This is a genomic window from Stenotrophomonas sp. YJH_SMC_29, assembly GCF_059371235.1.
Window position 1 is genome coordinate 16,648 of sequence record NZ_JCAFUK010000018.1, and the last position, 22,295, is coordinate 38,942.

Sequence of the window (22,295 nt, forward strand, 5' to 3'; positions counted from 1 at the left end):
CACGCCATGCGTGGATGCATCCCGATCAACGTCGTCCGTTGCGGCGGCAGGCGGGAAAACCGGCGAGCATGGCCGGCGCTGCAGCGGTTGGCACGGCGCGGAGCTACAGCCAGCGGCCGTCGACCACCACCCGGCGCTCCACCGGTACCGCGGCCACCGCAGCCGGGCCGTGGTCCGCACGTACGGCGACGAAGGTTGCCGGCAGGCCTTCGGCGATGCCATGCTGCGGCAGGCCGATCACCTGCGCGGCATGCGTGGTGACCATGTCCAGCGCCAGCATCAGGTCGGCATCGGTGTAGAAGCCCGAGCGGTAGCCCAGCAACATCGCACGCTGCAGCAGGTCGCCGTTGCCGTAGGGCCACCAGCAGTCACGGATGTTGTCATTGCCCGCGAACACGCGCACGCCGGCATCGTGCAGTGCACGCAGTGGCGGGAACGGATGATCGCCCGGCGCGTTGCTCATGATGGCGACACCGGCGGTGGCCAGCGCCTCCCCCACCTGCAGTGCGCGCGCCAGCGGCACATCGCCCAGCGAATAGGCATGGCTGACCGCCACGCGCCCCTGCAGGCCGGCAGCACGCGTGCGCGCGGCAATGCGCAGCAGCTGCGCCAGTCCGGTTTCAGCGGGCTCGTGCAGATGGATGTCCAGCCGCACGCCATGGCGCTCGGCCAGCCCGAACAGCAGCGCCAGCTGGCCTTCGGCATCACCGTCGAGCGTGGTCGGGTCGATGCCGCCGAGCACTTCCACGCCCGCGGAAAGCGCCTGCTCCAGTACGGCGGCGGTACCCGGGCAGGACATCACCCCGGCCTGCGGGAACGCCACCAGCTGGATGCGCATGATGTCGGCACAGCGCCGCGCCGCTTCGCGGACCGCCTCGAGATGGCGCAGGCCGGTGCTGCCATCCACATCCACGTGGCAGCGCATCGCCACGGTGCCGAAGCGGCTGCATTGGCGGATCAATGCCTCGGCGCGGTCCACCATCGGCGCGGCGCCGGCCATCGCGGCCTTCTCCACCGCCAGCCGCTCACGCAGGCTGTTCACCGGCTGGTGCGGATGCCAGCGGTCCCCGACGAAGCTCTTGTCCAGATGGATGTGGCCGTCGACCAGCCCGGGCAGCAGCGCAAAACCGTGCAGGTCGATGTGTTCGGCCCCTTCGGCCGGCACTGCATCGCTGCCGAGGCCGCGGATGCGCCCGTCCTGGATATGGAACTGCAGCGGCGCACCGTCGCGGTCGACACCGCCATGGACGAACTGGAGGGTCATCGGGAACTCCGGGAAAGCCAAGTCAGGGCGCCATCCTGCGCGCAGCGACCGCCATCGGCCAACGAAATATCTGGATGCCACATATTCACCATCCCGATGAACGCGGTGGCGACGGCGCGCGACGGCCACGCCGTACAGACGCCTGAACGGGTAACATAGGCGCCTGTTTCCGCTGTGATGCCGCATGGGCCCGTCCGACCGCCACGACCGTCTCCGCCGCTGGCAGGCCGCGTCACTGCTTGCGGCTGCACCGATCGCCAGCCTGTCCGCCACCGATGCCGCCGCCAGCGCGCCGCTGCAGGCGCCGCCCGGCCAGCAACGCATCGCACCGGCGGCGCTGGTCGAGCGGCTGCACCAGCGGGTACTGTCCGGGCAGAGTGCCACCGCCACCCTGGAACACTGGTGCGCAGAGCATGGCCTGGCCGAGCAGGCCCGGGTACGCGCGGTGCGCGTGCATGGCCAGGACAAGCCTGCACCCGCCGACGTGCTGCAGGCGCTGGGCGCCACGCGACCGGGCACCCCACTGCGCTACCGCCGCGTGCAGCTGGTCTGTGGCAGCCGTGTGCTCTCCGAGGCCGACAACTGGTACCTGCCGGAGCATCTCAGCCCTGCCATGAACCAGGTGCTGGACAGCACCGACGAGCCCTTTGGTCGTGTGGTCGGCCCGCTCGGCTTCCAGCGCCAGACCCTGGCCGACCAGACCTTCTGGCCGCCGCGCGGCGAAGGCGACCACGGCGTGATCCTGGAGGTGCGCGCCCTGCTGCGCGACCGCCAGCAGCAGCCCTTCAGCTACGTCATCGAATCGTACCTGCAGCAGGCGCTGCCCTAGGCCACCGGCGCGCGCCATCACAGCGGATATCGACACAGCAGAAGGCCCGGCATTGCCGGGCCTTCTGTTTGCCAGCCGGATCAGCGGAACCGGTAGTCCAGCTGCAGCCAGTACTGGCGCCCGTACGGGTCGTAGTTGCCGACCGGGTAGAACGGCCAGCCGCCTCCGTTCTTGTCCGCCGGCGGGCGGCTGTCACGCAGGTTGTTGACGATCACGCCCACCGACAGGTTCTCACCGAGCTGGCGGAACACGCTGGCGTTGTAGGTCATGTACGGCGCGATGCGGCCACTGCCATCGGTCTTCGGCAGCGAGCCGAAGCGGTTGCCATACAGGGTGGTGGTCCAGTCTCCCTGGTTCCAGGTGATGCTGCCATTGGCCTTGCTGCGCCACTGGTAGTCATCCAGCGAATTGCGGATGTCGCGCTCCGGATCATCGGCGAACTGCCGGTACGTGTGTTCCAGCACCACGGTATAGGCCAGGCGCGTGGTGAAGCGGCCATAGCGGCCGGCGTCGAAGCGCCAGTTGCCCTTCAGGTCCAGGCCACGCACCGATTCGGAGGCCGCGTTGATCGGGTTGATCAGCACACGGGTGACCTGGTCCGGCTGCACCGTGGCATTGGACGGGTTGCGGATCACCCGCGACAGCGCGTCCTGGCACAGCGGCGAACCGATATCGCGCGCTTCGCCACCCAGCGTGCGGCCCAGGCGGCAATCGGCCTCGTCACGCAGGATGCGGCTGGTATCGAGGCTGGTGACCTCGTTGTCGATGCGGATGTCGTAGTAATCGGCACTGAAATCCAGCCCGGCCAACGGCGACCAGACCACGCCGAACCCATAGGACTTGGCCGTTTCCGGCTGCAGCTGCGCATTGGCGCGGTTGCTGTAGTCGATCGACAGGCCGTTGTAGTCGCAGTTGTCGTACGACTGGCCTGCGGTGCGGCAGCGCCAGTAATCGGTCATGCCCGGGTTGTAGCCCCGGGTCTCGGTGGCGAACACGTAGTTCATGTCCGGCGCACGGAAACTGGTCGCGGCAGAGCCGCGGATCAGCAGGCTCTCGATCGGTCGGAACTCGACGCCGAAGCTCCAGGTCGCCTTGCCGATGTGCTCGCCGCCCGCACGGTACTGGTCATAACGACCGGCCAGCGTGGTGGTCAGCGATTGCAGCAGCGGCAACTGCAGTTCCACGCCGGCCGCATAGCGGTCACGGTCACCGCCGGCACCGATACCGGCACTGGTGTTCCAGAACTCGCCGGTGCCCAGCCGCGGGTCCGGGCGGTTGCGGTAGCCCTGGCTGCCGGCCTCGACCACCGCTGCAAGCGCGGCATCACCGCCCGGCAGCGCGAACAGGCGGCCGTTGACGCTGGCGCTGAAGGTCTGCAACCACGCCGCGTTGCGGCTTTCCTGGTAGCCGGACAGGCGGCCGTACTCCTCCGGCGTCAGCGGCTGGAACAGGCGCGACGGGTCCGGTGCATAGACCTCCACGCCATTGCGCACGCCCAGCTGCGGGCCGAGCAGGTATTCATTGATGCCGGCCAGCAGTACCGGGCGGCGGGTGCGGTTCTCATAGCGCGAACGGCTGTAGACCGCTTCGTAGTCCCAGCCGCTGTCGCCAAGCTGGCCACGCGCACCGATATTGAACGACCACGAATTCTCCAGGAATCGGTTGGCATTGCGCGGCAGGCCACCGATTTCTTCCGGCGCGAACCGGCGGTACCAGCTCTCCAGGGTGCCGGTGTTCTGGTTGTAGAAGTAGTTGCGCGAGGAGGTCCAGGCCGGTGCGCGGGTGTTGTTGCTGATGCGTGCGCTGCCTACCGCCAGATCGGCGAACAGGTCGGTGGTCTCGTTGAGGTGGAAGGTCGCCAGGCCATAGCCGTTGAGGTTGCGCTTCTCGGTCTGCACCGTCCAGTAGCTGGCCGCGGCCTCGTTGCTGCCGCAGTACCAGCCCAGGCGCGGGTTGCTGGCGCGGAACACGCTGCCACCGTAGATGCCGGACGCAGCATCGCAGCCGTTGAGGCCTGGATCGATGTTGCGGCCGGTGGCGGCGTTGCGACGGTAGGCGATCGCCGTTGCCTGCGGCGCCTTGCCGGCTGGATCATCATCCAGCGAATCCATGAAGTCGCGCTGGCGCGCGTGGATCGCCTTGCGCACGTCGAATTCGAAGCCGAACAGCGCATCCCATCGCTCACCGGAACTGCCGCCCACCACCTGCACGCGCTGGTTGTCACCGCCGCCCTGCTGGGTGCCGCCGGCGCGCACGTTGAAGTCCACGCCTTCAAAACGGTCCTTGAGGATGATGTTGACCACACCGGCAATGGCGTCGGAGCCGTACACCGCCGACGCACCGGCAGCCAGCACTTCGATGCGCTCGATCAGCGCACTGGGGATGTTGGCCAGGTTGACCACGTTCACCGAGCCTTCGTAGGCCAGCGGGTAGTCGGCCTGGCGACGGCCGTTGACCAGCACCAGCGTGCGGTTGGGCCCCAGGCCACGCAGATTGATCGTGTTGGCGGCCGGGGTGAACGTATTGCCGAAGTCCTCGCCCTGCACGTTGCCGGTATTCTCGGTCAGCGCACTGAGGGCGTCGAAGGCATTGCGGTAGCCCTGCGCGTCGATCTGCTCGCGGCTGATCACCGTCACCGGCGAGGGCCCCTCGACGCTGGCACGTGGAATGCGCGAGCCGGTGACCTTCACTTCCTGCAATGTGGTGGGTGCGCTTTCCTGCGCGAAGGCCGGCAGCGAGGCCAGCATCAGGGACGACAGCGCGAGCACCAGCGGACGCGGGCGCAACGCCTTGGGGGAGGCGGACATGGGCTTCCTGGGGGAGTGGGTGGTGGACGGGGAGCCGTGCCTGTGCGGCGCATAACGATCCCGTAACGAAAGTGTCCTGAATGGACGGTTTCAACGGAAATGACCAGCCCTGATGGGCTTATGCCTGAACCGAATCAGAGCGGTTCGCGGCAGTAGGGCGTTTTTGCAAGGATTTGCATGGCATGCCAGGCGCGATGCTTCCATGGTGGGCGAATGACCCACAGCGCCCCTTTCCTCCCTCTTGACCCGCTAAGGCCCGTGCTGCGCCGCCATCTGCTGCACCTGCAGGCCGCGCCTGTCACCCTGCGTTCGTTCCAGCGCACCGACCTGCCGCGCTGGCGCGTCTTCGATGACCGCCGCCAGCGCGTGCAGCGGCATGCGCCCGGCGTTGACGAAGAAGCACGCTTCCTTGCCAGCGTCTATCGTTCGCGCCTTCAGCAGGACAACGATCTGCTGGTGCTCGGCGTATTCGATGACGCCGAGGGCGCCCTGCTCGACCAGCTGCATGTACGCCTGCACTCCCTGCACTCGCGCTGCGCCGAGCTGCACTCGCTGCAGCACGGCCAGGCCCATCCGCAGGCCGCGTTGCGGGCGCTGTGCCCCTTTCTGTTCGACGACGTCGGCCTGCACCGCCTCTTCGTGCTGCTGCCACCGGGCTGCACCTCCCAGTTCGCCCAGGCGCTGCAGGCCCAGGGTTTCAGCTGCGAAGGCATCCTGCGCGACCACCACCTGGATGCGGCCGGATGGCATGACCGCCAGCTGCTGGCGCTCACCGCAACCACATGGCGCAACGGCCGGTAGCGAACCGGCTAACGCACCCGCTCCAGTGCCGCTCCGGCACCGGTCAACAGCGTGCAGGCGTGGTCCTGCAGCTCTTCGCCACTGGCGTCGTTGCCGTTGGCCGCGTCCACCCGGGTGGCCAGCAGGATGAAGCCAGGGCCCCCCTGCACGTCGTCGCGGCCGGCCACCACCAGGCTCCACTGGCCGACATCGCCCACCCCGCTCAGGCCATAGGCCAGCAGGTTGAGCGGATTGGCGGTCAACTCCGCGCCGGGCAGCAGGTAGGCCTGGTACTGATGCCCGCGCAGCGGTACCGGCAACGGGGACCAGTGCGGGCCCAGGGTGCCGGCGTGCGCGTCCAGCGCCTGCAGCACGTCCGCGCGCAGGCAGTCGACATGGATGTGCAGCTGGTGCTGCGAGCGGCCATGCGGTGAATTCAGCGCCAGGCTGGCCACGCTGCGCGGCAACGGCCGGCCCAGGGCGCGTTCGGTATGCGCGCGGGCCTGCCAGGCCGCGGCAAAATAGTTGGGCGCTCCACGCCGGTACAGGCCGTGGCTTTCGATGCCGGTGACCTTGTCCAGCGGCATCAGCAGGAACTGGTAGTCACCATGCGCGTCCTTGACCAGCACGTCGCGCCGGTCCGCCGCTGTCTCCACCCGCAGGCAACTGCCCCGCGGGCCTTCCGCCGCCCGGCAGTCGCGCTCGATCAGGCGCCACAGCGCGTCGGAATGCGCCGGCGGTGGGGGCGGCGCACTGGCACAGGCGGACAGCACCAGCAGGGAGGGCAGCAACAAGGGGCGCAGGGACACGGCAGCAGCTCACGGAACAGGCACGGCGGACAGCGCCGTGCTGCATTCTAGCCAGTGCCGTACTGCAGTCAGTAGGTGCCGAACGGCACTTCAACCACGATCGGGGCAGCGCCCTCGCCGGCCTGCAGGGTGTAGCGGTCCAGCGCGCCATCGTCGTCGGCATGCGGCTGCCGCTGGAAGTGCAGCAGATAGCGGGTGTCGCCCAGCCGTATGGCACTGCCATCGGGCTCCAGCGCGGCGCCCTCGGGAATCAGCAGGCCGCCCAGGTCACTGTAAGCGCCCGCCACATCGGCGAAGCCATAGTCGGCCAGTTCGTCCACCCGCTGCATCGCATAGACGTGCGGCAGATAGGGGCGCGCCGGGCTGCGGCCATTGCTCAGGTCGGTCACCCAGGCCTGCGGCAGGTGGTACTCCTCGCGCAGCGCGGCCACGCCCAGCGACGGGCTGGCCACCTGCAGGCAGCACACCGTGCGCTTGCCTTCACGGTCGACAATGGCGAACCGATCGCCGCGGGTGGCGGCCTGCGGCAGCATCGCAAAGGCCAGATCGCGCTGGGCCGGCACGTGGCCGGCTTCGGTCTGCAGGTTGCGCCAGGCACCGAACACCGGCGTTTCCGCAGCAGCGGCCGGCGCCGGTTGAGCCGCCGACGCGGCGAACGTCAGGCCCCATGCCGACAACGCCAGTAAAATTGCCCTGCATTTGTCACGGAAACTGCCTGCCGACATACCTCTCCAGCACCCGCACCGGAATGGCCCGGCCTGCCCGCTGGCGTGCTGCCAGTCATTCCGCTCACTATGCAGTGATCACGCTGTGCCGGCAATGACCGGGACGCTGACGCCTTTCGCACGCTGGGTGCTATCGTTCCGCCCATCTTCCCTGCGCAGGAGCGCTGCATGTCCGCCTTCCGTCTGTCCCTGTTGCTGCCCGCGTCGGCCCTGCTGCTGTCGGCCTGCGTCAGCACCCCCGGTCCGCAGGTCAAGGGTACCGGCCACTGCGACGCCAGCCAGCTGGGCTGGGCAATCGGCCAGCCTGCCAATGAACCCAACATCCGCCGCCTGTCCAGCGAAAGCGGTGCCGGCCTGGTCAACCCGATCGGCCCCAACACCATCACCACCAAGGACATCCGCCACGATCGCCTGCGCGTGTACGTGGACAAGGACAACATCATCACCGCCACCCGCTGCGAGTAGGCCCTGTAGAGCCGAGCCCATGCTCGGCTGCGCTTCCGTGACAGCCGAGCGCAGGCTCGGCGCTACAGCTCATGGCTCGGTATACCCCGCAGTCCGGCAGCGCCTGGTCGGGGTGGAATGCCCCGCTGCTGAAGCGGAACAGGCTGGGATTGCGATGGTAACCGCTGCCCGCCATCACCTGTGTGGAGTCGAGCCATGCTCGACTGCTGTCTGTCCGGACGAGCAGCCGAGCATAGGCTCGGCTCTACATCATCCGCAGTCGCAGCCACCCCAGCCCTTCGCTTTCGAGGTCTGGCCGATACCGGGGTTGAACGTATTGCTCGGGTCCAGCTGCCGGTAGAACCCCGCCAGCGCCGGCTTGGCCGGGTACAGGTGGCCGACATTGTGTTCGGCCGGATATTCGGCGCCACGCTGGTCCAGCAGCGCCCACATTGCATGCTCGATCGCCATCGGGTCCTCGCCCTTGCGCGCGATGTAGTCCTGGTGGAACACGTGGCACAGGAAGTGGCCGTAGTAGAGCTTGTGCAGCAGGCGGCCGTCGAGATCGGCCGGCAACTGCTCGAACCAGTCGGCGTCATCGCGGCGCAGCGCGATGTCCAGCGCCACTATGTCCTGCACCTGCGCGCGATGCACTTCGCGGTAGCGCACCGCCGCACCGGCCACGGCGAAGCGGTGCAGGAAAGCCTTGCGCCCCTCCTCCGCCGTGCAGTGGAAATAGCCTCCCTCGTGCGCGGCGAAGAAGTCGCGCAACCACGCTTCGGTCTGTGCTGCGTCCTGCGCAGAGACCTTCAGCAACAAGTGGTGCTCATAGCGCTGGCGGAACTCACCCATGCGCTTGGGCAGGTGCGAGGGCAGCAGGCCGGTCAGCCCCTGCATCACCCGGTCGGTGACCCCGCGCAGGCCCAACCGTTCGAACCAGCCATCGACCCAGCTCTTCAGTGCGAACGCGGCCGGCACGCGCGCAGTGCCCAGGCGGTCGATCAGCAGGAAGCTGTCCTTGCCGTAGCGCTCGCCGATGTCATACGCATCGCGGTGGATGTACTCACCGGCAATCGGCAGCCGCTCGAAGCCGGTCAGCAGCTGGCGCCGGATCGCCGTGAGGCTGTCGGTGCGGTTGCTACCGATGTAGAAGACCTCGGCAGCCTCCTTTTCGAAGGTATCCAGGCGCACCGCGAACACCGCCAGCTTGCCGGCCGAACCGGCCGCTTCGAAGTGGCGGCTGGGGTCGGCGTTGAAACGCGCCGGCGTATCGGCATCAACCCGGCGCACGTCCTCGGCATAGCGTGGATCGGAGGCGGCGCGGCCATCGCCGTCACCCACGTCGGCAGCCGAGTAGTCACCGGCCTGCAGGCGCTGCAGGATCTGCTCGGGCGTCTCACCCAGCGCGATGCCCAGATGGTTGACCAGCTGCAGCTGGCCCTGCGCATCGACTTGCGCATACAGCGCCAGCTCGGTGTAGGCCGGGCCACGTCGCACCAGCGCGCCACCGGAGTTGTTGCAGATGCCACCCAGCACCGAGGCGCCGATGCAGGACGAGCCGATCACCGAATGCGGTTCGCGGCCCAGCGGCGCCAGGGTCTGCTCCAGGCGGTCGAGTGTCGCACCGGGCAGGCACAGCACCTGGCGGCCTTCGTTCAACAGCTGGATGCCGGTCAGGCGCAGCGTGCTGACCAGCACGATCGGCCGGCCATAGTCATCGCCGTCCGGGGTCGAGCCACCGGTCAGGCCGGTGTTGGCTGCCTGCAGGATGATCGCCGCGCCGCCTTGCACAGCCGCCTGCAGCACACGCCACAGTTCCAGCAACGTGCCCGGGCGCACCACCGCCAACACCGGGCCGTCGCCGAAGCGGTAGCCACGGCGGAAGCGGCGCGTGGCCTTGTCGCCGGTCAATACATGGCGGCTGCCCACCGCGTCGCGCAACTGCGCCAGCAGGGCATCGTGGCCACTCATGGCAGGCTGACCAGCAGATCGCGGCCGATGTCGGCGATGCGGCGCGCGCCGGTCAGTGTCATCGCCACGCGCATCTCCTTGGCGATCAGGTCCAGCAGGTTGGCCACGCCGGCCTCGCCCTGGGCGGCCAGTGCATAGACGAAGGCACGGCCCAGCAGCACGGTATCGGCCCCCAGCGCCAGCATGCGCACCACGTCCAGGCCGGTGCGGATGCCCGAATCGGCAAGGATCTTCAGGTCGCCCTGCACCGCATCGGCAATGGCCGGCAATGCACGTGCGGTGGACAGCACCCCATCCAGCTGGCGGCCACCGTGGTTGGACACCACGATGCCATCGGCACCGAACCTGACCGCATCGCGCGCATCATCCGGGTCGAGGATGCCCTTGATCACCATCGGGCCGTTCCAGAACTCGCGGATCCACTCCAGGTCCTTCCACGAAATGGACGGATCGAAGTTGCTGCCCAGCCAGCCGATGTAGTCCTCCAGCCCGGTCGGGTTGCCACGGTAGGTGGAGATGTTGCCCAGATCATGCGGGCGGCCGAACAGGCCGACGTCCCACGCCCAGTGCGGATGGGTGATGGCCTGGCCGATGCGGCGCAGCGAGGCGTTCGGGCCGCTCATGCCCGAATGGGCATCGCGGTAGCGCGCGCCCGGCACCGGCATGTCCACTGTGAACACCAGCGTGGTCACGCCCGCAGCCTTTGCCCGCTCCAGCGCATTGCGCATGAAGCCGCGATCGCGCAGCACGTACAGCTGGAACCACATCGGCCGCTGGATCGCCGGTGCCACCTCCTCGATCGGGCACACCGACACCGTGGACAGGGTGAACGGGATGCCGCGGCTGTCGGCCGCGCGCGCCGCCTGCACTTCGCCGCGCCGGGCGTACATGCCGGTCAGGCCGACCGGCGCCAGCGCCACCGGCATCGCCAGTTTCTCGCCGAACAGCTCGGTTTCCAGGCTCAGGTCGGACATGTTGCGCAGGATGCGCTGGCGCAGCGCGATGTCGGACAGGTCGGAAACGTTGCGCTTCAGCGTGTGCTCGGCATACGCGCCGCCATCGATGTAGTGGAACAGGAACGGCGGCAGCCGGCGTTCGGCCGCAGCACGGTAATCGGTGGAGGCGGAGATGATCATGGGGTCAACCGTGTGGGGAAGGCAGGCGCGAGGCCCGCGCACGCCGGGCTTCGTTGTCATCGAGGGTGCGCAGCGTGGTGTGCACGAACTCGAGGTGGGCATGCGCGGCGGCGCGCGCGCGTTCGGGGTCGCCGGCCAGCACCGCGTCCATCATTTCGCGGTGCTGGTCGGACAATGGCGAGAAGGTCCGTGCCGAGGTGTAGAGCTTTTCGCGGCTCTGCGAGATGTTGGTCTGCAGCAGCTCGAACAGCCCGCGCATCACCTGCAGCAGCACCAGATTGTGCGAGGCCTCGGCAATGGACAGGTGGAAGGCCGCGTCGGCCTCCGCTTCACCGGTGGGGTCGTCCTTGCCGTGCGCGTCCATCATGGTCTGGAAGGCCTGCGCGATGCGCGTACGGTCCTCATCGGTGGCTCGCAGCGCCGCATGCCAGGCCGTGGCACCTTCCAGCGCGTGGCGGATCTCCAGCACGTCGAAACGGTATTCCGGGTCGCCCTGGAACAGCGGCAGGTACGGTGCCAGCGGCTCATCAAGCGCCTGCCGCGCGCGCGCCGCCGGTTCGGCCACGTAAGTGCCGCCACCGACCCGTGCGGTCAACAGGCCCTGGCTGGCCAGCTGCGCAATGGCCTCGCGCAGCGCGGTGCGCGAGACGCCCAGCTGCACCGCCAGGGTGCGCTCGGCCGGCAACCGGTCGCCCGGCCGCAGCCCCTGCTCCTGCACCAGGCCGCGCAGCTGCGCGGCCACCCTGTCCGAAATACGTTGCGTGCTCATGGCGCCATTGTGGCCCGAAGCGTGCAGCAGGGGGTCAGAGCGCACGGCATGGCTCAGGGAATCATCCAGGTCAGCCAGTAGGCCTGGGCCAGGGTGATCAGGCCGACCATGGTGGTGAAGACCAGGCTGTGCCTGACGGTGAAGCGGAACAGGTCCGACTCCTTGCCGGCCAGGCCGACCGCCGCGCAGGCAATGGCGATCGACTGCGGCGAGATCATCTTGCCGGTGACCCCGCCGGTGGTATTGGCCGCCACCAGCAGCACGTCGGACACGCCGATCTGCTGCGCGGTGGTGGCCTGCAGCGCCGAGAACAGCGCATTGGACGAGGTGTCCGAACCGGTCAGGAACACGCCCAGCCAGCCCAGGAACGGCGAGAAGAACGGGAAGGCGTCGCCGGTATGCGCCAATGCCAGTGCCAACGTCGCCGACAGGCCCGAATAGTTGGCGATGAAGGCGAAGGCCAGCACCATGCCGATGGAGTAGATCGGCATGCGCAGCTCACGTACGGTTTCACCGAAGGTCTTCAGCGCCGATCGGGCCGGCATGCGCAGCGCGATGATCGCGATCACCGCCGCAAGGAGGATCGAGGTCCCGGTGGCCGAGAACCAGTCGAATTTGTAGACCGCCTCATAGCTGAGCGGCGCGTCCACGATCGGCGGCATCTTCTGCACCCTCTGGTCCAGGCCCGGCACCGGGAGCTTCAGCACCCAGCTTTCCAGCGGGCCGCCCGCCGCGAACAGCGACTTGAACGGCTTGATGCTCCACAACGTGACCATCGCGGTGAGGATCAGGAACGGCGACCACGCCTTGGCGATCTGGCCGACGCTGTAGCGCGGTGCCTCCAGTGCCTGTGCAGCCGCCTCGGCGCTGGTTTCGGTATCGAAGCGGAAGATCCGTACCGGCTTCCAGCGGCGCAGGAACAGGGTCAGGCACACCAGTGACGCCAGCGACGCGGTGATGTCCGGCAGCTCCGGGCCGATGAAGTTCGAGGTCAGGTACTGCGCGAGGGCGAACGAGCCGCCGGCCACCAGCACCGCCGGCCAGGTTTCCTTGATGCCACGCCAGCCATCCATGATCGTCATGATCCAGAACAGCACGATGACGGTCAGGAACGGCAGCTGGCGGCCGGCCATCTGGCCGATCTCGAATGCGTCCAGGCCGGTCACCTGCCCGGCCACGATGATCGGGATGCCCATCGCGCCGAACGCCACCGGCGCGGTGTTGACGATCAGGCACAAGCCAGCGGCGTACAGCGGCTTGAAACCCAGCCCGACCAGCAATGCTGCGGTGATCGCCACCGGCGCACCGAAACCAGCCGCCCCTTCCAGGAAGGCACCGAACGCGAAGCCGACCATCAGCATCTGCAGGCGCTGGTCTTCGGTCACCGACAGGATCGAAGCGCGGATGATGTCGAACTGTCCGGTCTTGACCGAGACCTTGTAGAGGAACACCGCGCCGATGATGATCCAGGCGATCGGCCACAGTCCGTAGACGAAGCCGAAGCCGGCCGCACCCAGCGCCTGGGGCAACGGCATGCGGTAGAACAACAGGGCCACGCCAAGCGCGATGGCCACGGTGATCGTGCCGGCCAACCAGCCCTTCATGCGCAGCACGGCCAGGGCAACGAAGAAGAACGCGATCGGCAGCAGCGCGATCAGGCTGGACAACCACAGGTTGCCGGCGGGGTCGTACAGGTGTTGCCAGGGCTGCATGAAGACTCTCGACTGGAGGCGGAATGTACCCACCGCAGGCGGTGGATGGCCGTGGCTGGCGATTATTGGTACTACCAATAATGAATCCGATCAGACCACGTGCGACGGATTTAACCGCCACTCCGATGAAGAGCCTATTAGACCATAAGGTTACATATTATATTGGTCCTACCATTAGCAGCACCCTGGTAGTGCCGGCCGCCGGCCGGCAACTCGAGCTTCCTTATGAAATCCGCTTCTCCAACCGCCGCATCACCGCCAGCACCAGCACGCACAGCACGCTCACGCCGATGGCGATCACGTACTTGCTGATCCCCACCGCAATCCCGATGGCCGCGGCCATGATCAGCGAGCTGGCCGTGGTCAGGCCGCTGACCTGGTCCTCGCGTGAGCCGCGCAGGATGGTGCCGGCGGCCACGAAACCAACACAGGCCACCACCGCCTCGATCAGACGCACCGGATCAACCTGCAGCAGGTCGCGATAGCGCTCCTGCTGGAAATGCTCGGCCACCGAATCACCGAGGCCGACGATCAACGCGGCGGCCCCCGCGATCAGCATGTGCGTGCGCAGGCCAGCGGCGTGCTTGCCCATCTCGCGCTCGACGCCAAGCACGCCGCCGAACAGCATCGCGGTCGCGACGCGCAGCAGGATCGAGACATCCTGGGTAAGTTCCATGGGTCAGGCTCCGGGTGTTTTTCCCGGAGCCTTGCTCGGCGGTCGTAGGGCGGGAGTGAAGACGATGGCACGCCCTCTTCACCGCACGTCCTCATCCACGCCCTGCGTGGATCTGCTGACCGCACGCGCTCATTGCGCCAGGTAGCCGCCATCGATGGCGTAGTACGTGCCGGTCGCGAACGACGCATCGTCGCTGGCCAGCCAAGCCACCAGCGCCGCCACTTCCTCCGCCGTGCCCAGCCGCTTCAATGCGTGGCGACCCTCCAGGGTGGCGCGCACCTTCGGGTCCATCTTCTCCAGCAGCGGCGTGCTGATGAACCCCGGGCCCACCGCGTTGACACGGATGCCGTCTGCGGCATGTTCCCAGGCAGCGGTCTGGGTCAGCCCGACCACGCCGTGCTTGGCGGCCACATAGGCAGTGGAGCCGGCATAGCCCACCTGGCCCAGGATCGAAGCCATGTTGATGATGCTGCCGCCGCTGCCGGCCGCACGCATGGCCTGGATCTGCGCGCGCTGGCACAGGAAGACACTGGTCAGGTTCACGTCGATCACGCGCTGCCAGCCATCGACCGGATAGTCGCCACTGCTGGCTGCAGGCCCGCTGATGCCGGCGTTGTTGACCGCGATATGCACGCCGCCGAGCTCCTTCACCGTACGCTGCACTGCGGCCTCCACCGCCGCGTCATCGGTGACGTCCAGCGCCACGCCGATCGCCTGTCCGCCGTGCGCCTGCAACTGCGCGACAGTGGCATCCACCGCATCCTGCTTGAGGTCCCAGACCGAGATCCGGGCACCGGACGCCGCCAGTGTCTGCGCCACCGCAAGGCCGATGCCGGAGACGCCGCCGGTCACGATCGCGGTCTTGCCGGTGAGCTGGTAATCGATCATCTGTGTTCTCCACGTGTTGTCAATCGAAGCGGAATGCACCCGCCTGGCCAGCACGCTACGCCCCGACGTGTTACGACCGTGGCATATACAGGGCCTGCAACGATCCTTCCCATCGCTGCAACGCGTTCGCGCCTATGCTCAGGTCACGCATCTCCTCCCCATGGAATTCCCGATGACGACCCCTGCCGCCGACCTGCTGTTCACGCCCACCCGCCTCGGTGATATCGCCGTAGCCAACCGCATCGCGATGGCGCCCCTGACGCGCAACCGTGCCCTGCCCGACCGCGTGCCCTCACCGCTGGCGGTCACCTATTACCGGCAGCGTGCCAGCGCCGGCCTGATCATCGCCGAGGCCACGCAGGTCAGTCCGCTCGGCCAGGGCTATCTGGACACCCCGGGCATCTACAGCCGTGACCAGGTCGCCACCTGGAAAACGGTCACCGATGCAGTGCACGCCGAGGGCGGACGCATCGTGCTGCAGCTCTGGCACGTGGGCCGCATTTCCCACACCAGCCTGCTGCCGGAAGGTGAAGTGCCGGTGGCGCCCAGCGCGATCCGTGCCCAGGGCAAGACCTTCACCGCCAACGGTTTCGAAGATGTATCCGAGCCCCGCGCGCTGGGCATCGAAGAGATCCCGGCGCTCATCGAGGACTTCCGGACTGCCGCCCGCAATGCGATCGACGCCGGTTTCGATGGCGTGGAAGTGCACGCGGCCAATGGCTACCTGATCGACCAGTTCCTGCGCGACGGCAGCAACCATCGTGACGATGCCTACGGCGGCAGCATCGAGAACCGCACGCGCCTGCTGTTTGAAGTGGTCAGTGCAGTAGCCGATGCCATCGGCCCGGGCCGTACCGGCGTGCGCCTGTCGCCGGTCACGCCGGTCAACGACGCGCACGACAGCGACCCGCAGCCGCTGTTCAATCGTGCGGTGGAACGCCTGGACGCGATTGACGGGCTGGCCTTCATCCATGTCATCGAAGGCGCCACCGGAGGCGACCGTGACAATATCGCGTTCGACTATGCGGGCTTGCGCGCTCGCTTCCGCGGCCAGTGGATCGCCAACAACGGCTACGATGCCGCACGCGCCGGCGAAGCCATAGCCAGCGGCTACGCCGACATGGTCGCCTTCGGCCGACCCTTCATCGCCAATCCGGATCTGGTCGCGCGCTTGCGTACCGGTGCGCCGTTGGCCGAGCTGGATGCGGACACGCTGTACGGCGGCGGCGAACACGGCTATACCGATTACCCACCGTTGGACCGCTGAGTTCAATGCGGTGCCTGCCCGGTTCCGGGCAGGCACCGGAGCGGGCAGTTTGGCCGTTTGGATCCCTGCTTTTGGCCACCCCGCCCCTCATCGAGGCGGCAGCAGCAGCGAAAATAACGCGATGTCACGCGAAGGGCGAGCGTGCACCGACGCCCCGTTTTCCTTGCCGAGCGCCGAGCGATGTCCCGATATTTCACCTTTGCCGATTACCGCCGTTTCGGCCAGCGCCATGGCTTCGATTACCGCGCGGATCCGGAACACCTGCGCGAGGACCAGTGGGCCGGTCGCGGCGAGGTCAACGAACAGTTCATGCGCGGTGGCATGAGCCTGATCGCCTCTGACGTGCATAACCGGTTCCCCTATGTGGCTACTGCGCAGCAGCGTCCCGGGCTTGCCATCCGCGTGATGCTGCAGGGGCAGGTCGACGTGCGTATCCCGCGACGCGGTGCATTCACCCTGCGTGCCGGTACCGCGATGACCGCCCAGCATCGCGACCAGATCGAGATGACCGGCGCGCACCCCGGCCAGACGCGCATGCGCGGGGTCAGCGTGATCGTGCCGGCGGGAGTCGATGCGGAAGTTTTCCGGATGCCACTGCTGGAAAAGGCGCTCGACACGCACCTGGAATGCCGCCACTGGGCCATTCCACACGCGATGTTGCCAGTGCTGGGCCAGTTGTTCGACCGCCCGTGGCAGGACGGCATCGATGCCTTGTGGCGCGAGGGCGTGGCACTGCAGCTGCTGGCGCTCGGCCTGCAGGCGGAGGACCTGCAGGCCGACCCGGTGCGCACGCTGCGCGCCGGCCAGCGCGAGCGCCTGGAACGCGTGCGCAGCTACCTGCATGACGACCCCAGCCATGCCCACAGCCTCGTCGAGCTGGCCCGGCTGGCCTGCATGAGCCCCAGCTCACTGCGCCGCCATTTTGCCCAGCAGTATGGAAGCTCGGTGTTCGATTATCTGCACGAGCAGCGCATGCGCCACGCCGAACAGGGCCTGCGCGAAAACGGATGGACCGTCGAACAGGCCGCCGCCGCCAGCGGCTACCGCCACCCCAGCAACTTCGCCGCCGCGTTCCGCAAGCGCTTCGGCCTGGTGCCCAGCCGATGGCGCACCGGTCCCTCGAAGGTGGGGTGAGAGCCTGTCGCCGGCAGGTGCCGACCTGGGTCGACACGCTCCGGCACCGTCGCGGATGCCGGCCAGCGGCCGGCACTACCACGTGCTGCCGGGCCATGCCCGGCGTCATCCTCTCCGCCTCAATACACCGGCAGATCGATGTAGCTGGCCTGCGCCGCGCTGTGCCACACCCGCTGCGTGGCCTTCTGGTAATCGCCTGGCTTGGCCAGGTAGAGGTTGGGCACGTAGGTCTGCGGATTGCGGTCATACAGCGGGAACAGGCTGGACTGCACCTGCACCATCACCCGATGCCCCTTCTGGAAGGTGTGGTTGGCGTTGGGCAGATCGAAGCGGTACGGCAGCACCTGGTTCGCCGCCAGCGGCTTGGGTTCGCTGAAGCTCTCGCGGTAGCGGCCACGGAAGATCGCCAGCGACACGGGCAGCTCGTAGCCCCCCATCTCCGGCGTCGACGCTTCCTGGTCCGGGTACACATCGATCAGCTTCACCACCCAGTCGCTGTCGGTGCCACTGGTCGAGGCCTGCAGGTGAACCACCGGTGCGCCGCCGATGCGCAGCGGCGCCGTCAGCGGTTCGGTGATGAAGGTCAACACGTCCGGGCGGCCATCGACAAAGCGCTGGTCCTTGACCAGCCAGGTGGTCCACATGTCGCGGTCGCCGAAGCGGATCGGGCGCGGCACGAACGGCACCGGCTTGGCCGGGTCGGACACGTATTCCTCGAAGTCGCCCTCGCCCGCCGCTGGCGCCTGGAACGCCAGCTTGCCGCCGGCACGCAGATAGAGCGGCTTGCTGCTGGCGGCACAGCCCTTGTCGCAGCTGCGCGGCCACCCTTTCAGGCGGTCCCAGTGGTTTTCGCCGGTGTTGTAGATCAGCACCGGCGGCGTGTCGGCCTTCGGTGCACCGTCCACCAGGTACTGGTCGAAGAACGGCTTGAGCACATCGCGACGGAACTGCAGCGCGGTATCGCCATCGAACTTCAGCGCGCCCAGTTCGCTGCCGCTGTAGTTCACCTGGCTGTGCCGCCACGGGCCCATCACCAGGTAATTGCGATTGTTGCCGCTGTCGCGCCCTTCCATCGCCTGGTAGGCGTGGTTGGCGCCCCACATGTCTTCCTGGTCCCACAGGCCCTGCAGCCACAGGGTCGGTACCTTCAGCGGCGTCTTCGCCATCACCGCGTCCAGCGCCTGGCCCTGCCAGAAGCCGTCATAGGCCGGATGCTCAACCAGCTTCTTCCACCAGGTCAGCTGGTCCACGCCGGTGAAACGCGCGTAGTCGCCGGCCGAACCGAGGCGCAGGAAAGTGCTGTAGTCGTCGTAGCCCAGGCTGGGCAGCGGCGTGCCCTTGCCGCGCTTCTCGGTCTGCATTGCGAAGTAGTTGAAATTGACCTGCCGGAACGCACCGTAGTTGAGCCAGTCGTCACCCATCCAGCCATCGACCATCGGGCTCTGCGGTGCGGCCACCTTCAGTGCCGGGTGCGGGTCGGTCAGCGCCATCACCACGGTGAAGCCCTCGTAGGACGAGCCGAGCATGCCGACCTTGCCATTGCTTTCCGGCACGTTCTTCACCAGCCAGTCGATGGTGTCCCAGGCGTCGGTGGCGTGGTCCACCTTCGTGTTGTTCAACGGCCCGCGCAGCGGCCGGGTCATCACGTAATCGCCTTCGGAGCCGTACTTGCCGCGGATGTCCTGGAACACGCGGATGTAACCGCCGTCGACGAACACCTCGTCGCCCTGCGGCAGCAGGTCGCGCATGCGCGGCGAATCGCTGCGGCTGGCGCGGCCGGCGGCATCGTAGGGGGTGCGGGTCAGCAGGATCGGCGCATTGTGGGCGCCCTTGGGCACCACGATCACCGTATACAGCCTGGTGCCATCACGCATCGGCACCATCACCACGCGCTTGTCGTAGTCACGACCGACATCGGGAGCAACGAAGGGCTTTCCGCTGATGTCCGGGGTCATCGGCGGGGTATCGGCGGCCAGCACGGTGCTGGACAGGCAAAGGGCAATGGCTACAGCGACGGCACGCACACGCATGGACAACCCCTCCCGGCAGGAAAGCTCCAAGCCTACTCCTGCCCTGCGCCGTGAAGTGTGTGCAGGCTTTGCATTCTGCGGTGGATGCAGGCAGGACTGATGGCACATGTGCCTGCGGTGCCGCTGCGCTCGCCGGCGACGGTAGTGCCGGGCGCTGGCCGGCAACCACGTAACGCGCCCCGGGGCGCATGAAGTTGCCGGCCAGCGGCCGACACTACCCGGTCAGGCCACCACCACCTCGTGCAGCGCCAGCCAGCGCCAGCGACCCTCTTCCTGCCTCAGCACCGCCAGCGATTCGCGCCACGCGGGCTGGCCATCATCGATCGAATGCCCTTCGCGATAGCGCAGCACCGCCAGCGGCAACGGCGCATCCACCGCCTGCACGGCGTCGATGGAAATCCGCAGCCCGGGGCGCGCGCCGTGACCACTGGCGAACAACGCCTGCACGGCCTGCCGATCCAATCGGCGCCCGGCGATGCCGGCCATGCTGAAGTCCGCGCAGAAATGCGCCATCAGATCACCCAGCGCGTCGGTGCCGACGTCGGCACGGAACCAGGCCTGCAGCTTGTCATGCAGGTGGTGGATTTCATGTTCTGCGGTGGTTTCCATCAGGTGTTCTCCGGTTGCGAAAAGGTGATCCTCTGCGACCTGCGCAGCAATGCCATCGGCAGCAGGGTCAGCAGGGCGGCCAGCCCCAGCGCCACGCGGGTGGCGTGGGCCGGCAGCCATTGCATGGCCAGTGCCAGCAGCAGCGCGATGGCCGCGGTGCCCAGGCAGAAGCTGAGCTGGCGATTGAGATTCCAGAGAGCGCTGGCATCACCCAGCGCCTCGCCCTCCACGCCCTGGAAGGCCAGCGTCTGCGCGGTACTGCTGCACAGGCTGCCGCCAGCGCCCATCAGCGCGAACAACAGCGCGGCCGATGCGAAGGCGGGCGGCGGCAGCAGCGCCATCAACAGCAGCCCACTGGCCTGCAGCAGCATGCCCACGCGCAGTACCGTGGCCGGACCGAGGCGGGCCAGCAGCTGTTTGCTGGCCGTGATCGCCACGGCCGAGGCCAGCGCCCACGGCAGCATCAGCGCGCCGATGCGTGCGGCGCTGTAACCGGCCTGGTGCAGCTGCAGGGTACTGACCAGCTGGCTGCCGATGAACACGCCGGGTACGGCCAGATACACCAGCATCGCCAGGCGCAGCCCGCGATGGGACAGCAGTGACCAGCGCAGCAGCGGTTGTACCTGCCGACGTGCATGCTGCAGGTGGGCCGCCGCCAGCAGCAGTGCGACCAGCAGCAACACGGCACCTGCGCCGCGATGTCCGGACTCCCCCAGCCAGGTCAGCGCCAGCAGCAGCGCGCCCAGCGCCAGCATCGCGGTGGACAGCGCATAGGCCTGCAGGCGCGGTGCACTGCGCGTGCCGTCGGCCGGCATCCACGCCAGCACCAGCCCGATCGCCACCACCGCCAACGGCAGGCTGGCCCAGAGCACGCCGCGCCAGGACAGCCACTGCACCAGCAACCCGCCAAGCGCGGGCGCCAGTGCCGGCACCAGCAGCGCCACCAGCAGGATGCGCCGGGTCAGCGCGCCACGCTGGTCGGGCGTGCAGTGCCGGTACGCCGCAGCCTGCGCCACGGGAATCAGCAGGCCACCGGCCAATCCCTGCAGCAGGCGCCAGCCGAGCAGCCAGCCGATCCCTGGCGCTGCGCCAGCCAGCGCAGCGGCAACCGCGAACAACAGCAACGCCACCAGCAGCAAGCGACGCTCGCCGCAGCGCGCAGCCAGCCAGGGCGCCAGCGGAATCACCACGCTCAGGCCCAGCATATAGGCGGTGCCCACCCAGGCCAGGGTGCTGACCTCGGCGTGCAGTTCCGCTGCCAATGCCGGATAGGCCACCGTGGCGATGAACATGTTGACCAGATCCAGGGCGAACACCAGCAGGAAGATCGCCTCGTGGCGCAGGCGGGGGGACGGCATCGGCGGCGCTCCAGCGGGGAAGCGAGCAGCATGCCGTGTGGGTCTTGTTGGAAAAACACGACGGCAGCTGCAACACTGTCAAAACCATTTTGACAGTGAGCCGCGATGGTCAGCCTCGACCGCTTCGATATCTTCCGCGCCGTGGTCGAGGCCGGCAGCCTGACCGCTGCGGCCGATCGCCTCGGCCTCAGCCGCGCGGTGGTCAGCTTCAACCTGAAACGGCTGGAACAGGAGCTGGGCGTGACCCTGCTGCTGCGCAGTACCCGCCACCTGGCCCTGACCGAGGCCGGCGAGCAGTTCCTGCAGCACTGCGTGCAGGCGTTGGACGCCGCACAGGCAGCGATCGATGCCGCGCGCCGCGACCAGCACCAGCTGCAGGGTGTGCTGCGCCTGACCACCACGCCGGAGTACGCGCAGCTACGCCTGATTCCCGCGTTGGAGGCGTTCCGTGCGCGGCACCCGGCCCTGCAGCTGCACCTTTCAACTTCTCCAGCGCCAGCGGACCTGATTCCCGAGCGTTTCGACCTGGCGATCCGCCTCGGCCGCCTGCCGGATTCAGGGCTGCACGCCAGCGAACTGGAGCGCCATCCACTGTGTGCGGTGGCGGCTCCGTCCCTGCTGGCACGCCTGCCCTCGGCCGATGCGGCCGATGACCCCGTGCAGCTGGGTACCCTGCCCCGCCTGGGCTACCCACGCCTGGCCGACGTGCCGGTGGTTGCCCCCGATGGCAGCGACGCGCTGTTCGCCACTCATCCGGGCAATGCCGTGGTGCGCGTGGATGGCGCCAGCAGCCTGCGCGCCTTCGCCGTGGCCGGCGCCGGAGTCACCGTGCTGCCACGTTGGCTGATCGAGGACGACCTGGCCCAGGACCGCCTGCGCCCGGTGCTGTGCCAGCACCGCTTCCCGCAGCAGAGCGTGTATGCGGTCTACCCGCACAGCACGCAGCCCTCACCGAAGGTGCGGCAGCTGATCGATTTCCTGCGCAGGTGGTTCGCCATATGAAAAGGGGACGGAGGGGATTAAGTCGTTTATGCATAAACGACTTAATCCCCTCCGTCCCCTTTTTCAGGCACGGCCCTGTGCGGGC

19 protein-coding genes are annotated in these 22,295 nt (G+C 67.8%); 6 read left to right on the plus strand and 13 right to left on the minus strand.

Annotated elements, in window-relative coordinates; genetic code table 11:
- Positions 1-103 precede the first annotated feature (103 nt).
- Positions 104-1,264 (minus strand): amidohydrolase family protein, encoded by a 1,161-nt coding sequence (locus AC5P9I_RS17245; protein ID WP_130767949.1) that lies wholly within the window; start codon positions 1,262-1,264, stop codon positions 104-106.
- Between the two features lie 184 nt (positions 1,265-1,448).
- On the opposite strand from AC5P9I_RS17245, the gene AC5P9I_RS17250 reads away from it, so the two are divergent.
- Positions 1,449-2,093 (plus strand): hypothetical protein, encoded by a 645-nt coding sequence (locus AC5P9I_RS17250; protein WP_053505899.1) that lies wholly within the window; start codon positions 1,449-1,451, stop codon positions 2,091-2,093.
- Positions 2,094-2,173: 80 nt separating this feature from the next.
- Here the strand turns inward: AC5P9I_RS17250 and AC5P9I_RS17255 are convergent, their stop codons facing one another.
- Positions 2,174-4,900 (minus strand): TonB-dependent receptor plug domain-containing protein, encoded by a 2,727-nt coding sequence (locus tag AC5P9I_RS17255; RefSeq protein ID WP_049465155.1) that lies wholly within the window; start codon positions 4,898-4,900, stop codon positions 2,174-2,176.
- 213 nt (positions 4,901-5,113) lie between these two features.
- Here AC5P9I_RS17255 and AC5P9I_RS17260 point away from each other — a divergent pair, with 213 nt between their 5' ends.
- Positions 5,114-5,701, plus strand: coding sequence for a GNAT family N-acetyltransferase (locus AC5P9I_RS17260; RefSeq protein ID WP_049465153.1), 588 nt, complete (start codon positions 5,114-5,116; stop codon positions 5,699-5,701).
- An 8-nt stretch (positions 5,702-5,709) separates the two neighbouring features.
- Here the strand turns inward: AC5P9I_RS17260 and AC5P9I_RS17265 are convergent, their stop codons facing one another.
- On the minus strand, positions 5,710-6,489 hold the full coding sequence (locus tag AC5P9I_RS17265) for a CDP-diacylglycerol diphosphatase (RefSeq protein WP_049465151.1): 780 nt from the start codon (positions 6,487-6,489) through the stop codon (positions 5,710-5,712).
- Positions 6,490-6,557: 68 nt separating this feature from the next.
- Entirely contained in the window at positions 6,558-7,214 is a 657-nt protein-coding gene (locus AC5P9I_RS17270) for a hypothetical protein (protein WP_049465149.1), read from the minus strand.
- A gap of 168 nt (positions 7,215-7,382) precedes the next feature.
- Here AC5P9I_RS17270 and AC5P9I_RS17275 point away from each other — a divergent pair, with 168 nt between their 5' ends.
- Positions 7,383-7,679 (plus strand): hypothetical protein, encoded by a 297-nt coding sequence (locus AC5P9I_RS17275; RefSeq protein WP_014037553.1) that lies wholly within the window; start codon positions 7,383-7,385, stop codon positions 7,677-7,679.
- Between the two features lie 249 nt (positions 7,680-7,928).
- Here AC5P9I_RS17275 and dld read toward each other — a convergent pair whose 3' ends face one another.
- The 6 genes from dld to AC5P9I_RS17305 form a co-directional block, all read right to left on the minus strand.
- On the minus strand, positions 7,929-9,629 hold the full coding sequence (gene dld / locus AC5P9I_RS17280; RefSeq protein WP_049465148.1) for a D-lactate dehydrogenase: 1,701 nt from the start codon (positions 9,627-9,629) through the stop codon (positions 7,929-7,931).
- A complete protein-coding gene (gene lldD / locus AC5P9I_RS17285; protein ID WP_049465145.1) occupies positions 9,626-10,765 on the minus strand; it encodes an FMN-dependent L-lactate dehydrogenase LldD in 1,140 nt (379 codons plus the stop codon). Before lldD ends, dld begins: the two co-directional genes overlap by 4 nt.
- 4 nt (positions 10,766-10,769) lie before the next feature.
- Positions 10,770-11,534, minus strand: a complete 765-nt coding sequence (gene lldR, locus AC5P9I_RS17290) for a transcriptional regulator LldR (RefSeq protein ID WP_049465168.1) — start codon at positions 11,532-11,534, stop codon at positions 10,770-10,772.
- Between the two features lie 53 nt (positions 11,535-11,587).
- Positions 11,588-13,246 (minus strand): L-lactate permease, encoded by a 1,659-nt coding sequence (lldP, locus tag AC5P9I_RS17295; RefSeq protein WP_049465144.1) that lies wholly within the window; start codon positions 13,244-13,246, stop codon positions 11,588-11,590.
- Between the two features lie 223 nt (positions 13,247-13,469).
- Complete coding sequence (locus AC5P9I_RS17300) at positions 13,470-13,922, minus strand: MgtC/SapB family protein (RefSeq protein WP_049445899.1); 453 nt, start codon at positions 13,920-13,922, stop codon at positions 13,470-13,472.
- Positions 13,923-14,051: 129 nt separating this feature from the next.
- Positions 14,052-14,810, minus strand: coding sequence for an SDR family NAD(P)-dependent oxidoreductase (locus AC5P9I_RS17305; protein ID WP_049465141.1), 759 nt, complete (start codon positions 14,808-14,810; stop codon positions 14,052-14,054).
- 172 nt (positions 14,811-14,982) lie between these two features.
- Here AC5P9I_RS17305 and AC5P9I_RS17310 point away from each other — a divergent pair, with 172 nt between their 5' ends.
- Together AC5P9I_RS17310 and AC5P9I_RS17315 are read left to right on the plus strand one after the other, a co-directional pair.
- Positions 14,983-16,077, plus strand: a complete 1,095-nt coding sequence (locus AC5P9I_RS17310) for an alkene reductase (protein WP_049465139.1) — start codon at positions 14,983-14,985, stop codon at positions 16,075-16,077.
- 180 nt (positions 16,078-16,257) lie between these two features.
- Positions 16,258-17,211 carry a helix-turn-helix transcriptional regulator gene (locus AC5P9I_RS17315; protein WP_049465136.1) on the plus strand — a complete coding sequence of 318 codons (954 nt, stop codon included), beginning with the start codon at positions 16,258-16,260 and terminating at the stop codon, positions 17,209-17,211.
- 119 nt (positions 17,212-17,330) lie between these two features.
- Here the strand turns inward: AC5P9I_RS17315 and AC5P9I_RS17320 are convergent, their stop codons facing one another.
- The 3 genes from AC5P9I_RS17320 to AC5P9I_RS17330 form a co-directional block, all read right to left on the minus strand.
- Positions 17,331-19,241: a CocE/NonD family hydrolase gene (locus tag AC5P9I_RS17320; protein ID WP_049465134.1), complete on the minus strand. Its 1,911-nt coding sequence runs from the start codon at positions 19,239-19,241 to the stop codon at positions 17,331-17,333.
- A gap of 222 nt (positions 19,242-19,463) precedes the next feature.
- Positions 19,464-19,850: a DUF4440 domain-containing protein gene (locus tag AC5P9I_RS17325; protein WP_049465133.1), complete on the minus strand. Its 387-nt coding sequence runs from the start codon at positions 19,848-19,850 to the stop codon at positions 19,464-19,466.
- Positions 19,850-21,208 carry an MFS transporter gene (locus AC5P9I_RS17330; protein WP_049465132.1) on the minus strand — a complete coding sequence of 453 codons (1,359 nt, stop codon included), beginning with the start codon at positions 21,206-21,208 and terminating at the stop codon, positions 19,850-19,852. The genes AC5P9I_RS17325 and AC5P9I_RS17330 overlap by 1 nt, the downstream gene beginning before the upstream one ends.
- Before the next feature lie 105 nt (positions 21,209-21,313).
- Between AC5P9I_RS17330 and AC5P9I_RS17335 the strand changes: the two genes are divergently transcribed.
- Positions 21,314-22,210 (plus strand): LysR family transcriptional regulator, encoded by an 897-nt coding sequence (locus AC5P9I_RS17335; protein WP_049465131.1) that lies wholly within the window; start codon positions 21,314-21,316, stop codon positions 22,208-22,210.
- Positions 22,211-22,295: the final 85 nt, after the last annotated feature.